At 49.8% G+C, this 14,105-nt stretch carries 10 protein-coding genes; 2 read left to right on the top strand and 8 right to left on the bottom strand.

Translation table 11 applies throughout. The features are described 5' to 3' along the window. Positions 1 to 60 precede the first annotated feature (60 nt). The 3 genes from gap to ribF form a co-directional block, all read right to left on the bottom strand. A complete protein-coding gene (gene gap, locus AKG09_RS01150; RefSeq protein WP_054617672.1) occupies positions 61 to 1,092 on the bottom strand; it encodes a type I glyceraldehyde-3-phosphate dehydrogenase in 1,032 nt (343 codons plus the stop codon). Positions 1,093 to 1,526: 434 nt separating this feature from the next. Next, entirely contained in the window at positions 1,527 to 4,313 is a 2,787-nt protein-coding gene (gene ileS, locus AKG09_RS01145) for an isoleucine--tRNA ligase (RefSeq protein WP_054617671.1), read from the bottom strand. Positions 4,314 to 4,430: 117 nt separating this feature from the next. Beyond that, positions 4,431 to 5,366, bottom strand: coding sequence for a bifunctional riboflavin kinase/FAD synthetase (ribF, locus tag AKG09_RS01140; protein WP_054617670.1), 936 nt, complete (start codon positions 5,364 to 5,366; stop codon positions 4,431 to 4,433). Positions 5,367 to 5,596: 230 nt separating this feature from the next. Here ribF and AKG09_RS01135 point away from each other — a divergent pair, with 230 nt between their 5' ends. After that, the gene (locus tag AKG09_RS01135; RefSeq protein WP_054617669.1) at positions 5,597 to 6,346 is read left to right on the top strand and encodes an amino acid ABC transporter permease; all 750 of its coding nucleotides are present in this window, start codon (positions 5,597 to 5,599) and stop codon (positions 6,344 to 6,346) included. A 176-nt stretch (positions 6,347 to 6,522) separates the two neighbouring features. On the opposite strand, the gene AKG09_RS01130 is transcribed toward AKG09_RS01135, so the two are convergent. From AKG09_RS01130 to AKG09_RS01115, 4 genes are all read right to left on the bottom strand, one after another. Beyond that, positions 6,523 to 7,800, bottom strand: a complete 1,278-nt coding sequence (locus tag AKG09_RS01130; RefSeq protein ID WP_054617668.1) for a hypothetical protein — start codon at positions 7,798 to 7,800, stop codon at positions 6,523 to 6,525. A 290-nt stretch (positions 7,801 to 8,090) separates the two neighbouring features. Next, entirely contained in the window at positions 8,091 to 10,130 is a 2,040-nt protein-coding gene (recG, locus tag AKG09_RS01125) for an ATP-dependent DNA helicase RecG (protein WP_054617667.1), read from the bottom strand. Between the two features lie 87 nt (positions 10,131 to 10,217). Further along, a complete protein-coding gene (locus AKG09_RS01120; RefSeq protein ID WP_054617666.1) occupies positions 10,218 to 10,664 on the bottom strand; it encodes an HAD domain-containing protein in 447 nt (148 codons plus the stop codon). A gap of 16 nt (positions 10,665 to 10,680) precedes the next feature. Continuing rightward, positions 10,681 to 11,457, bottom strand: coding sequence for a ferredoxin--NADP reductase (locus AKG09_RS01115; protein ID WP_054617665.1), 777 nt, complete (start codon positions 11,455 to 11,457; stop codon positions 10,681 to 10,683). 382 nt (positions 11,458 to 11,839) lie between these two features. On the opposite strand from AKG09_RS01115, the gene rng reads away from it, so the two are divergent. Next, a complete protein-coding gene (gene rng, locus AKG09_RS01110) occupies positions 11,840 to 13,333 on the top strand; it encodes a ribonuclease G (protein ID WP_054617664.1) in 1,494 nt (497 codons plus the stop codon). A 94-nt stretch (positions 13,334 to 13,427) separates the two neighbouring features. On the opposite strand, the gene AKG09_RS01105 is transcribed toward rng, so the two are convergent. Further along, a complete protein-coding gene (locus tag AKG09_RS01105) occupies positions 13,428 to 14,033 on the bottom strand; it encodes a trimeric intracellular cation channel family protein (RefSeq protein WP_054617663.1) in 606 nt (201 codons plus the stop codon). Between the last annotated feature and the right edge of the window lie 72 nt (positions 14,034 to 14,105).

Below are 14,105 nucleotides of genomic sequence, written 5' to 3'. Positions count from 1 at the left end.
AAAGCTTAACTTCACTTTCAGACAGGCATCCAACATTTTAAATGCGCTGTTTATTCGGTATTACACAGAAAAAGGACGCACTTCCAAACCGAACATAACGCGTGCGGTATTCAACATCTGGCAACTGAAGCCCCATTCGTTATCATACCAAGCGAATACTTTAACAGAGTTACCGGCAACCACTTTAGTCAGCGTCGCATCAAAAAAACTGGCTTGAGTTGTGTGGTTGAAGTCCATAGATACCAAAGGCAACGTGTTGTAGCCCAACACACCTTTCAAATAGCCTTCTGAAGCTTCTTTCAAAATTTGGTTAACTTCTTCAACAGAGGTATCGCGGGCGGCAGTAAACGAAAGGTCTACCAAAGACACGTTAATCGTCGGCACACGGATAGCCAAACCATCCAGCTTACCTTTCAATGAGGGCAACACCAAGCCTACCGCTTTAGCAGCACCGGTTTTGGTAGGAATCAGGTTTGCTACGCCGCTGCGCGCGCGGCGTAAATCTTTATGGCGCACATCGGTAACGTTTTGGTCGTTAGTTAAAGAGTGAATTGTGGTAACCACACCTTTTTCGATACCGAGGCCATCATGAAGCGCTTTAGCTACCGGAGACAAGCAGTTGGTTGTACAAGATGCATTGGATACTACGGTCATCTCGGGCGTAATTACATCATGGTTCACACCGTACACTACGGTTGCGTCCACATCAGCTTCACCCGGCGCGGAAATCAATACCTTTTTGGCACCTGCTTCCAAGTGCGCCTGTGCTTTAGCTTTGCTGGTAAACGCACCGGTGCATTCGAATACCAAATCTACACCCAAATCTTTCCAAGGCAATTCCAGAGGATTACGGGTAGAGAAGAATGCAATTGTTTTACCATTGATAATCAGATTTTTATCATCATGCTTCACATCCGCATTAAAACGGCCGTGTACACTGTCGAAAACGGTTAAGTGTGCGTTGGTTTCCAAAGAACCACTGGCATTTACCGCCACCACTTCCAATTGATCTTCCAATTTGTAATCATAGATAGCGCGCAATACTTGGCGACCGATACGACCATATCCATTAATGGCAACTTTAATGCCCATTGTGTATTTCCTTTTTAATTTTGTTGGTTTGTACAAATTTTAATCAATCCACTGAAAACAGAGCAAACCGGCGGAGCAAAATAAATATAATTCAGATACACCAGCACAGTTACTGCTCAAAGTGGCTTAACTATCTGCCTCATGCAGCGACCGCGCGCATTATAGCAAAAATGTAGTCAAGTGTAATTAACTTCATCATGTTTTTCCTTAACAACCCGAAAAACATTTCAACGATTCAAAATGTTATATATCAAATTAAGATATAAGCATATTAATCTTTATATATAGTTTATAACACATTGCTACAAACAATTAGCTCTGCAAGCCGAACGGTTCATGCAGCGCCATACACGGCCTTTTAAGCCATCCAAAACATGAATGCCTGTCTGAAAACTTTTTCAGACAGGCATTATATTGATTAACTGACAAAGGCTTTATGCATAATCGCGATGTTCGCCTTCTCCGTCAATATTCCCGGCGCAACGTTTACAAATAGTCGAATGCCCGGCAACAGCGCCGATATCATCGGTGTAATGCCAACAGCGTTCACATTTTTCTCCATTGCTCACTTTAGCAATTACAGAAAGCTCGCTGCCTTTGTTAACGGTTGCTTTAGACACCAATAACACAAAGCGCAATTCATCACCTAACGCTTTCAGATAACCGGCCAACTCCTCCGGCGCGGTAATCTCTACTTCTGCCTGCAAAGATGAACCGACCGTTTTATCAACACGCAAAGGTTCGATAGCAGCGGTTACAGCCTCGCGCGCTTGGCGCACAGCTTCCCATTTGCGCACCAACTCAGCTTCACTTTTTTCATTCATTGCAGGAAATTCGTGCAGAGTGTGGAACAAAACGCTGTCTTCTTCTCCACCGCCGATAATGTCCCAAGCCTCTTCGGCAGTGAAGCAGAGAATCGGGGAAATCAGCAACACAAGGCTGCGGGTAATATGGTAAAGAGCGGTTTGCGCGCTACGGCGGGCGTGGCTGTCTGCCTTAGTGGTGTACAAGCGATCTTTCAAAATATCAAGATAGAATGCACCCAAATCCTCTGAACAGAATGCCACAATATCTTTTACCGCAAAGTGAAACGCATAACGCGGATAGTAATCACCGGCCAAACGCTCTTGCAGGCGGCGCACCAGCACCATGGCATAACGGTCAATTTCCACCATTTGGTCTTGTGGAACCGCATCATCCATAGGGTGGAAATCACTCAAATTGGCAAATAAAAAGCTCAAAGTATTGCGGATACGGCGATAGCTTTCAGTTACGCGTTTCAAAATTTCCTTAGAAATCGCCAGCTCGCCGGAATAATCGGTAGAAGCTGTCCACAAACGGAGGATATCGGCGCCGAACTCGTTATACACTTCTTGAGGTGCCACCACATTGCCCAATGATTTGGACATCTTACGGCCGTTTTGGTCAACCACAAAGCCATGGGTTAACAATTGCTTATATGGCGCACGACCAACCGTAGAGCAACCTGTCAACATAGACGACTGGAACCAGCCGCGGTGCTGGTCGCTGCCTTCGAGATACAAATCGGCAGGCCAAACCAACTCTTCACGCCTTCTCAACACAGAAAAGTGGGTGCTGCCGGAATCGAACCACACATCCATGGTATCGGAAAGCTTTTCATATTGTTCGGCTTCTTCGCCCAACAATTCATGCTTATCCAAGGCAAACCACGCTTCGATACCTTTTTGCTCAATTTTTTTGGCAACCTCTTCCAAAAGCTCAGCCGAACGCGGATGCAGTTCGCCGGTTTCTTTATGGATGAAAAAAGTCATGGGCGTGCCCCAGTTGCGCTGGCGGGAAACCACCCAATCGGGGCGCCCTTCGATCATAGCTTCCAAACGCGCACGCCCCCAAGCAGGGAAAAACTCGGTGTTATCCACCGCTTTCATGGCTTTATCGCGCAAAGTTTTTCCATCAGCGCCGGTTTTATCCATACCGATAAACCATTGGCCGGTTGCGCGGTAAATCAAAGGCGTTTTATGTCGCCAGCAATGTGCATAGCTGTGTTCGATTTTATTGTTTGCCAGTAGCTTGCCTTCTTCTTCCAGCCATTCAATAATAACCGGATTGGCTTCCCATACGGTCATACCAGCTACACGCGGCATTTCGGAAATATAGCGACCTTCGCCGTTAACCGGATTGTAAAGCTGTATGCCGTATTTCAAGCATACAAAATAATCTTCCAAACCGTGAGCCGGTGCGCTGTGCACCAAACCCGTACCGGCATCGGTGGTAACGTGCTCACCGTTGAGCACCGTAATATCACGCTCTAAAAACGGGTGGTTCAAATGCAAATGCTCAAGCTTGCTGCCGCTGGTTTCGGCTAAGACTTGCGTTTGACCTGATTCAAACCCATAGCGTTTAACCGCGTCTTCAGCCAGATCTTTTGCCAAAACCAATTTACCTTTGGGCGTATCAATCAGTTGGTAAACCACATCTGCACCGGCCGCTATCGCCTGACTGGCCGGCAGCGTCCATGGCGTGGTGGTCCAGATAACGGCAAAAACATTCCCGCTGATTTCAGACAGGCCAAACGCTTTGGCTACAGCGGCATTGTCTTGAAACAGGTAAGCCACATCAATGGCATGGGAAACTTTATCTTTATATTCCACTTCCGCTTCAGCCAGCGAAGAGCCGCAATCCAAACAAAACTGAACCGGTTTTTCACCGCGATACAGATAGCCCGCTTTATAAATTTCGCCCAGCGCACGCACGGTATCCGCTTCCGTTTGGTAGTTCATGGTGAGATAAGGATTTTCCCAATCACCCATCACGCCCAAGCGGATAAAGTCTTTTTTCTGACGCGCGATTTGCTCGGTAGCATATTCGCGGCACAATTCGCGGAACTTGGAGGCCGGAATAGATTTGCCGTGCAGCTTTTCCACCATTAATTCGATGGGCAGGCCGTGGCAGTCCCAACCCGGCACATAAGGCGCATCGAATCCGGCCAACGTTTTGCTGCGGACGATAATGTCTTTCAAAATTTTATTGGCGGCATGACCGATATGGATGTCACCGTTGGCATAAGGCGGGCCGTCATGCAGCACAAACTTCGGGCGGCCTTGCGCTTTCTCGCGCAATTTTTGGTAACGTTTCTGCTCGTACCAGCTTTTCAGCCACGCAGGTTCGCGCTTGGCCAAATTGCCGCGCATAGGAAACGGGCTTTCAAGCAGGTTTACGGTTTTGCTGTAGTCGGTCATTTTGGTTCTCTGTCGCTGTGTTGCTCGGTCCGGCTCAGATTAAACCGCCGGCCCGATATTTTAAAGTAAAGAAAATAAAACTATTGTAACGGAATTGCCTTGATTTTATAAGGGCTTTCAGACAGGCATCGGCTGCCAGCTTCTTGCTTCGGCCATGTCGGCCTGAATCTGCACCATCATGCTTTTTATATCGGGAAATTTTTCTTCGTTGCGCAATTTGTGCAGAAAATGAACATGCAGCCGCTCGCCATAGATATTTCCATCAAAATCAAACAGATGAACTTCAAGCTTTTGCCGGCTGGTTTGAGAAACAGTGGGATTGACGCCAAAACTGGCCACGCCGCGTTTTCTGCCGAAGCTGCCTTCTGCTTCCACCACAAATACACCGCTCAAAGCATAATGATGGTTAGGCAAATGAATGTTGGCCGTAGGGCTGCCGATCGTCCTCCCCAATTTGGCTCCGTGTTTGACACGCCCGCTAAGCACATAATCATGGCCGAGCAGGCTGCTTGCGCAATCCAGCAAACCGCCCGCCAAAGCCTGGCGCACCGCAGTGCTGCTAACCCGCATATTCTCAATCAGCACGGAAGGCGTACGCTCTGTGAACATGCCTTGCTGGCTTTGCAACATCGCAAAATCGCCTTCCCGCCCTGCTCCGAAACGGAAATCATCGCCTACCAAAAGATAGCGGGTATCCAAGCTTTGACGCAGCAAGCGGTCAATAAAGGTTTGCGCGGGAATATCGGCAAAACTCTGATTAAAGCGCAACACCCAAACCGCATCCAGGCAGCCGGTTGCTTCCAGCAGCATCAATTTATCGCGCAACGGGCTGAGCCGGAAAGGCAAAGGCTTGTTGAATTTACGCGCAAAAAACTCAGGCGGCTGCGGCTCGAACACAATCGCCACCGCCGGCAGGCTGCGCTTCTGCGCTTCTTCTTTCAAGCGCCGCAGAATATGAAGATGCCCCAGATGAACCCCGTCGAAATTACCGATGGTTGCAGCAACCCCTTGAGCAAAAACAGGCTTGCGGTTTAAGCCGAACCAGATTTCCATGTGATTTTTCTAAGTAGTATTAATCAAAACCCGCTATTTTAAACGTTATGCCCGCTTTACGACAATCCGATGCGGCTGCTTAATCCCTTTTAAATGCCTGTCTGAAAGAATTTATGTAAAACACAAAATTAAAAAACCTTTCAATTGTATTTTCTTGTAAAATACTGGGTTTACTTTTTATTTAAGCGCTTGCACGCGCCCTTAACTGCTGTTTTTCTAAAGAAAAAATTATGGATTTCAGATTCGACATCATCTACGAATACCGTTGGATGTTTCTTTACGGAGCGCTCACCACTCTGGGATTAACCGTAGCGGCTACCTTCGGCGGCACCATACTCGGCCTGTTCGGCGCATTGGCCCGCATCATACGCGTTGAAAAAGGCGGCTGGCCGCTGAAACTTTTAGTAAGCCTGCTGCGCACCATTACCACCATATACGTTACCCTCTTTCGCGGCACGCCTTTATTCGTACAAATCTTTATTTGGCACTTTGTCTGGTTTCCGATTTTAGTAAGCTACGACGGCGGCATACTCATCAGCGGCGCAGAAGCCAATGAAATCCGCCGCAATTACGGCGCGCTGATTGCCGGTGTGTTGGCGCTTACCGTAAACGCAGGTGCGTATATCACCGAAATTTTCCGCGCCGGCATCCAATCCATCGACAAAGGCCAAATGGAAGCGGCACGTTCACTTGGCTTGAGCTATCCGCAAGCCATGCGTTATGTGATTCTGCCTCAGGCAACCCGCCGTATGTTGCCGCCATTGGCCAGCGAGTTTATTACTTTACTGAAGGACAGCTCGCTGATTTCGGTTATCGCCGTTGCCGAACTGGCCTATGTGCAAAAAACCATTTCCGGCCGCTATTCCATCTATGAAGAACCGCTTTATACCATTGCCCTGATTTATCTGGCGATGACCATGTGCCTGAGCTGGTTGTTTGCCTCGCTTGAGAAAAAATACAACGTTCAAGGCCGTCGTTAATCTAAGCAGTTAGATAAAATACAATGCCTGTCTGAAAACTTTCAGACAGGCATTGTGCTTCTTATAGCTGTGAAAATAAGCTTTTCATATAAGGTGGCGAGCCGCAAACAATGCGGAAATCACACGGCAGTGCAAGCGGGCTTTGAATGCAAGATTCAATTTCATCACTCACTATACTAGCCCAGCGGAGCCACTGTTATTTTAGTCAACCCCCTTTCCACACCTTTAGAATAACGGCGCGGGATATAAGCACTTAATCCGCCGTTTTGCACCGTTGTTTCATATGCGCACACCAAGCGCTCCTGCTCATTCACAATTTCTTCATAGTTTTCGCCAAACAAAGGCGAAATGCGGGTAAACAAACGCCAAAGAATCCGGCTGCCTTCAGGCAGGTTGAGCGCGGCGGAAATATGCGAATTGCCTTCATCGCAGCCGACATGATGCCGGTCAGGATCAAAGTTTTCCCATGTTTCGGGAAAGTCTGCCGCATCCGTAAAACCAAACAAGCGGTCATGTGCGCACACGCTTTGGCGCACATAAGGCCAAATGTTTTCACGCAGGAAAAACTGATCGGCAAAATGGCGCGACTCCAAAGGCTTTTTCAGATAGGCCTCAATCTTGCCTCTCATATCCGGCACCGCTCCTGCCGCCATGCCCCATAAACCCGCCAAAATCAGCTCGGTGTGCGTACCTGCATCGCGCATGGTATGGAACAGCTTACCGCTTTCCAGCCATGCTGCCACAGCTTTCGCTTCCCGCTGTGAAATCACCGAATCCGCATCGCGAAATACCACATAAGCGGCATCCGCATCATCCGCCGCCAGAAAACGCCAAAGCGTACCCGGCCAGCTTCGCAGCGTTTCATCCACCTGCACCACTTCCGCGCCCGCCTCTTTCAAACGGCTGACCACATGTTCCGGCACGCTCTCATCAATATAAAAGCGGCACACCCAACCGGGATAAACCAACGGGCACAGTTCGGCATTCATCACGGCCGGCTCCCCATACGCGGAACTTGCGCCGAACAGCGAGAACGAAATGATTTTTTTGCCCGCTTTCTTCGGCTCGATTTTCGGCAGCTCGGGGCAGGCTTGGCCGTAAATTTCATCCCGCAGCTCCAATGCGCGCAAACCATATTTGCCACAGCCCGCCCAATCTTTTTTACCATCATAGGCATGCGACAAAGCATCGTGGGCATTGATATGCTTCGGGTCGCGCTTCAACACCTGCTTGGCATACTTAATGCCTTCATCCCACAAACCGCTTTTTACTGCCATGGTTGCCGCATCACTTAAAGGCGCGGTAGAGTTCGGCGCTAATTTATGCGCTTTTAAAGCCTCCTTCATCGCCTGCTGAAAATGACCCGCAGCCGAATATTCCTTAAAACGGGCGGAAATTTTATTGAGCTGTTGCTGGATTTTTTGCTGCTGCGGCGTGAGCTGCTTCGGTTTCATGGAAAACTCCGTTGGGATTGAATGCACTTTCAGACAGGCATTACCGGTATGCCTGTCTGAAAAGAGATTAAATTGTATGGGAGATCTCTGGCAAATAAACTTAAAAATAGCACGTTCGTCATACTCAGGCTTGCAGTAACTTGAGATACTCGGGTCAAGCCCGAGTATGACGGAACTTAGAAAAAAATAAATCTTAAGGTCAAACAATCATTAGCCGCAAGATTCGGCAGAAGCAATTTTCCTGTAAATGTTTTCAGACAGGCATTCATCATGCCTGTCTGAAAACAAAACTACACGCCCAAATAACCTTCGCGGATACCCAGCCATCTATCCAGATGCGCATCCACAATATCCGGCCTTTCGGCAATCAGCTTCGGCGCAATACCGCGCGCCAGCTCCAGCAGGCGCATGTCTTCCTCCAAATTGGCAAAACGCAGCATCGGCACCCCGCTCTGCCGCGCACCGAGAAACTCGCCCGGGCCGCGGATATTCAAATCCTGACGGGCGATTTCAAAGCCGTCGGTATGCTCGTAAATCACTTTCAAGCGCGCTTTGGCCAGTTCGCTCAAAGGCTCGGAGAACAAGAGCACGCAGCTGCTCGCCGCCGCGCCGCGCCCCACCCTGCCACGCAACTGGTGCAATTGCGACAAACCCATGCGCTCGGCATGCTCAATCACCATCAGGCTGGCATTCGGCACGTCCACACCCACTTCGATAACCGTGGTCGCCACCAACACATGAATTTTGCCTGCGGAAAAATCTTCCATCACCGCCGCTTTTTCCGCCGCCTTCATTTTTCCGTGCAGCAAACCTATGTTCAGCATGGGCAAAGCCTGTTGCAGCTCTAGCTGCGTATCCACCGCTGTTTGCAGCTGCAAGGTTTCACTTTCCTCAATCAAAGGGCACACCCAATATGCCTGCTGCCCTTTTTCACAGGTGCCGAGCACAAACTGCTCCACTTCCGCGCGCCGCAAGCTGTTGACCAAGCGGGTTTTCACCGGCGTGCGCCCCGGCGGCAGCTCGTCAATCACCGACACATCCAAGTCGGCAAAAAAACTCATAGCCAGCGTACGCGGAATCGGCGTAGCCGACATCATCAGTTGGTGCACATCCTGCCCTTTGTTTTTCAAGGCCAAACGCTGCGCCACGCCGAAACGGTGTTGCTCGTCCACAATCACCAAGCCCAAATTCTGAAACTGCACATCGTCTTGAAACAAAGCATGCGTGCCAACCGCTATCTTGACATCGCCGCTTTCCAGCAGAGCCTTGGTTTGCTCTTTCATTTTCTTGCGCCCGCTGCCCGTCAGCCATGCCACGTCCAAGCCTAAAGCGCCAAACCATTGTTTGAACTTCATATAATGCTGCTCGGCCAGAATTTCAGTGGGCGCCATAACCGCCACTTGAAAACCGGCCTCAACCGCAGTTAGCGCAGATAAAGCCGCCACAATGGTTTTTCCGCTGCCCACATCGCCTTGCAGCAGGCGGTGCATCGGGTGCGGCTGCCGCATATCCGAGCGGATTTCATCCAGCACCCGCGTCTGAGCGCCGGTTAAACCAAACGGCAGATTCGCCAACAATTTATCGCTCAAGCTGCCATCGCCGTGTAAAGGTTTCGCCTGCCCGTTGATGCGCTTTTGTCGGGCAAGCCGCATGGAAAGCTGCTGCGCCAACAATTCATCAAACTTCAAACGCTGCCACGCCGGCAAAGCACCGTCGGCCAAGCGGGTAATGCTGTATTCCGGCGGCGGCGCATGCAACAAACGCAGGCTTTCGGCCAAGCCTGGCAGCTTCAACTCGGATAATAAAGCATCGGGCAAAGTATCATGCAGCGACACCGCATCAAGCGCCGTTTGGATGATCCGGCGCAAAGTCGGCTGGTTCAGGCCGTTTACCGTGGGATAAACCGGCGTGAGGCTTTCAGACAAGCCTGTGTTTTCGGCATCCCTGATTTTCGGGTGGATCATCTCATTACCGAAAAAACCATGCTTGATTTCCCCCACCGCACGCACCCGCCGCCCTTGCGCCAGCTGCTTCTGCGTACTGGCATAAAAATGAATAAACCGCAAAAACAGCACCTTGCCCGCATCATCACGAATCTGCACAATCAGCTGCTTGCGCGGTTTAAACTGAACATCCTGCCGCACCACCACACCTTCAACCTGACAAGGCACGCCCAAAGGCGCATCTGCAATCGGCGTAATATGCGTTTCATCTTCATAACGCAGCGGCAAATGCAGCACCACGTCCCACGCGCTGTGCAAGCCGAGCTTCTCCAGCTTCTGTGCAGCAGTATCCGTGATTTTCAGCAGTTTTTTCGTTTCAGGCGTCATCGGTTTACGGCATTAACACATTAAAAACAAACACTTTCAGATTTATCCCTATTTTCAGACAGGCATTCCAAATGCCTGTCTGAAAAATCAGTACCCTAAAACACGGTTCAACATCACCGCCAAAGCAGGCAAATCATCTTCCGTCAGCCCCGTGCTGTTGTCGCAGAAAAAAACTTTATCTTTATGCTGATCGAAAAAACCTTCCAAATCATCCAAAGCCAGCCAATCCTTATCTTTCCTGCCGTTTTGTTCCAACCAAGCCAAAATCTCACGCTCGCGCACACCCTTTTCCGTCTGCTTACGAAACACCGGCGTCGCACCAATAATCCGCCGTCCGAATTCAGGCGAAAACAGCACCTGCAATTCCGCCAACCCACGCCCTTCCCGCCAAGACGAAGACACAACAACATCAATATCCGCATATTCCGGCCTGCTCAAAAACGCTTCCAACACAGGCACTTGGCTGAAACAATCTGCCCGCTTCTTAAACGGCCACGGATGCAGTACCCCATCAAAATCCAAAAACAAAACCATATTTGCAGCCTTGTGTTTAAAACCCGTTTTCCATCATTATCTGCCCCGGTACGCGGTTGCGGTGCATGGCGAAACCCATGTCGAGCAAGGCTTGGAAAGTGTCTTTGACCATGGCGGGGTTGCCGCAGATCATGAAGCGGGTATCAGCTGGAGTGAACTGCATATCGAATGCTGCGGCAAGTTCGCCGTTTTTCAAAAGTTCGGGCAGGCGTTTGCCGAGTGCGCCTTTGGTGGTTTCGCGGGTAACAACGGGCACGAAAACCAGTTTGTGGAAATGTTCGTCAATCAATGGGTGTTCGGCAAGGGCAGCGATTCGGTCGTTGAAAATCAGTTCGTCAGCATAAGATACCGAATGTACAAGCGCGAGGCGGTCGAAACGCTGCCAGATTTCGGGCTGCTCTAAAATGGATAAAAACGGTGCGATGCCCGAACCTGTGCAGAGCATCACCAAGTCTTTGCCGTCGGGAAAACGCTCGGGCAACAAAAAGCCGATGGCATTTTTATCAAGCAGAATGGTGTCGCCCTCTTTCATTTCCGCCAACTTAGCCGACATGGGGCCGCCCTGTATCAACACGGCAAAATATTCAAGCGTATCTGCATATTCGGCAGAGACGACAGAGTAGGCGCGCCAGATAAAGCCTTCTCCGTCGCGGAATCCGAGGCGTGAAAACTGGCCTGCGGAAAAGCGGTAGCTTTCGGGGCGGGTAATCGCGAATGTGATGAGCTTGGGCGTGTGGTGCTTAACCCACAAAACAGTCTCTTCTGTGTATTTGGCCTCGGGTGCGGCTGCCATGAATATATCCTTTTTTTGTGTGTGGTTTTCAGACAGGCATTATACCGAATGCCTGTCTGAAAAACGGTACAGCGGCGAAACTTAACATTTCATAATGCTTTGACCCGCTTTGCCGTACCATGTGTAGAGCCTGCTGTTCTCCGCCATGTATGAAATAGTGTTCACAGCTATAAAAACCTTAGTATGGAGCGTGAATTTTGTATGCACTTCACATTAAACAAAAATGCTGCTTTGCCACAACGCCGCTCTTTCCTATAATACGGGATGCCTGTCTGAAAGGATGTAGGCAAATTACCTAATTAATCAACACAAGAATGTTCTGCCACAGCTTTTTAGCCTTAAGAATCTGCGGCAGAAAATTTTTGAATTCAGAAAGTGATTTATGTTATCCAGCATTCCTTTGCACAAGGATATTGTGCGCCCTCCGGAAACCATATTGGTCAATATCACTCCGCAAGAGAGCCGTGTGGCCATTGTTGAGGAAAACAATATTTGCGAGCTGCATATCGAGCGCAACAGCGGCCATAGCTTGGTGGGCAATATTTATTTGGGCATTGTGCGCCGCGTATTGCCGGGCATGCAGAGTGCGTTTATCGACATTGGTTTGGAGCGCGCTGCGTTTCTGCATATTGTCGATGTATTGGAGCAGCGACAGAATCCGGATGCCGACCAGCGCATCGAGCACATGCTGTTTGAAGGGCAAACCGTTTTGGTTCAAGTGATTAAAGACCCGCTCAACAGCAAAGGCGCACGGCTTTCCACCCAGATTTCACTGGCCGGCCGCTTTCTCGTGCATCTGCCGCAAGACAGCCATATCGGCATTTCCCAACGTATTGAAGATGAGGAAGAGCGCAACCAACTCCGCCAGCGCTTGGAAAACCTGCTGCCCAAAGAAAACCATGGCGGCTACATCATCCGCACCAGTGCCGAAACAGCCACCGATGCCGAACTGCAGGCCGATATCGAATACTTGACCAAAGTGTGGGCGAATATCCAATATCAGGCAAAAACCCGGCCTGCCGAAACCATGTTGTATCAGGATCTGCCTTTGTCGCTGCGCGTGTTACGCGACATGTTCAGCGACAATACGGTCAAAATTCTGGTCGATTCAAAAGAAAACCACCAGAAAATGTGTGAATTCGCCGCCCAATATGTGCAAGGTGCGGCGGAGAAAATCGAATGGTTCACGGGCGAGCGGCCTTTGTTTGAAACCCATAATGTGGAACAGGAAATCAACCGCGCCTTGCAACCGCGCGTTTCACTCAATTTCGGCAGCTACCTGATTATCGAATCCACCGAAGCGATGACCACCATCGATGTGAACACCGGCGGCTTTGTCGGCGCACGCAACTTTGACGAAACCATTTTCAAAACCAACCTCGAAGCCTGCCATGCCATCGCCCGCGAGCTTCGCCTGCGCAATATCGGCGGTATCGTGATTATCGATTTTATCGATATGGTGTCGGATAACCATCGCGAAGCCGTGTTGCAAGAGCTGGCCAAAGCCCTGAGTTTCGACCGCACCCGCGTAACGCTCAACGGCTTCACCAGCCTCGGCCTGGTCGAGCTTACCCGCAAACGCACGCGCGAAAGCTTGAGCCATGTGTTATGCGAACCCTGCCCCACCTGCCAAGGGCGCGGCCGCCTGAAAACACCGCAAACCGTGTGCTACGAAATCCAGCGCGAAATCGTACGCGAAAGCCGCCGCTTTGATGTGAAGCAGTTCCGCATTCTCGCCTCGCCCGAAGTGATTGATTTGTTTTTAGACGAAGAATCTCAATCGCTCGCGCTGCTGATCGACTTTATCGGCAAACCGATCTCGCTGGCTGTGGAAAACAGCTACACGCAAGAGCAATATGATGTGGTGCTGATATAACGCATCCATAAACAATGCCTGTCTGAAAAGTTTGAGCTTCGCAGAAACCCGCGTTGCTCGTTTTCAGACAGGCATTGTTTATCTCAACCGATGATCAAAAACGCGGCAACGCCCAAGACACACGATGGGCCCACAAACGCAAAGCATAACCGGCAACCAGCAACAAGTTCAACACCAGCGGATTAATCCAGCCCAACATATTCAAAAAATACATTAGCAAGCTGATAATCACCGCCACCGTTCCATAAAAATCCTTACGTAAGATCATTGGAATATCGTTCACGAGCATATCGCGCACAATCCCGCCGCCCACCGCCGTGATAAATCCGAGCATCACCACGCCGAAAATATTCAAGTCCAGCGACAAACCCAATTGCGCCCCGGTAATCGTAAACGCCACCAAGCCTAAAGAGTCCGCCCACACGAATACAGCCGCCAGCTCCCGCTTCCTGCTTTTCTGCAACTTAAACAACCAAGCCAGCAATAAAGTAATACCGATTACCACCCATGCCGTGTTTTGGGTAAACACCAACGGAATGCGCCCGATAATGGCATCACGCATAATCCCGCCACCCACCGCAGTGAGTAAAGCAAGAATCAACACGCCCAACATATCCAAGCGTTTGCGCACGCCAACCAGATAGCCTGACAAAGCAAATGCGGCAGTGCCGATAATATGAATGATTTCCGTGGCAGTCATAACAACCGAATAGCAAATGAAAGAAAGATTATATAGCGAAAATGAACCGCCACAATATCCATGCCTGTCTGA

Origin of the sequence: Neisseria sp. 83E34 (assembly GCF_001308015.1) — a bacterium.
Lineage (GTDB): Bacteria > Pseudomonadota > Gammaproteobacteria > Burkholderiales > Neisseriaceae > Neisseria.
This window is presented reverse-complemented; position numbering and strand designations above follow the sequence as displayed.

Bases quoted from the DNA above. Each gene is read 5' to 3' on its own strand.
- gap (WP_054617672.1), bottom strand. From the start codon at position 1,092: ATGGGCATTAAAGTTGCCATTAATGGATATGGTCGTATCGGTCGCCAA.
- ileS (WP_054617671.1), bottom strand. From the start codon at position 4,313: ATGACCGACTACAGCAAAACCGTAAACCTGCTTGAAAGCCCGTTTCCT.
- ribF (WP_054617670.1), bottom strand. From the start codon at position 5,366: ATGGAAATCTGGTTCGGCTTAAACCGCAAGCCTGTTTTTGCTCAAGGG.
- AKG09_RS01135 (WP_054617669.1), top strand. From the start codon at position 5,597: ATGGATTTCAGATTCGACATCATCTACGAATACCGTTGGATGTTTCTT.
- AKG09_RS01130 (WP_054617668.1), bottom strand. From the start codon at position 7,800: ATGAAACCGAAGCAGCTCACGCCGCAGCAGCAAAAAATCCAGCAACAG.
- recG (WP_054617667.1), bottom strand. From the start codon at position 10,130: ATGACGCCTGAAACGAAAAAACTGCTGAAAATCACGGATACTGCTGCA.
- AKG09_RS01120 (WP_054617666.1), bottom strand. From the start codon at position 10,664: ATGGTTTTGTTTTTGGATTTTGATGGGGTACTGCATCCGTGGCCGTTT.
- AKG09_RS01115 (WP_054617665.1), bottom strand. From the start codon at position 11,457: ATGGCAGCCGCACCCGAGGCCAAATACACAGAAGAGACTGTTTTGTGG.
- rng (WP_054617664.1), top strand. From the start codon at position 11,840: ATGTTATCCAGCATTCCTTTGCACAAGGATATTGTGCGCCCTCCGGAA.
- AKG09_RS01105 (WP_054617663.1), bottom strand. From the start codon at position 14,033: ATGACTGCCACGGAAATCATTCATATTATCGGCACTGCCGCATTTGCT.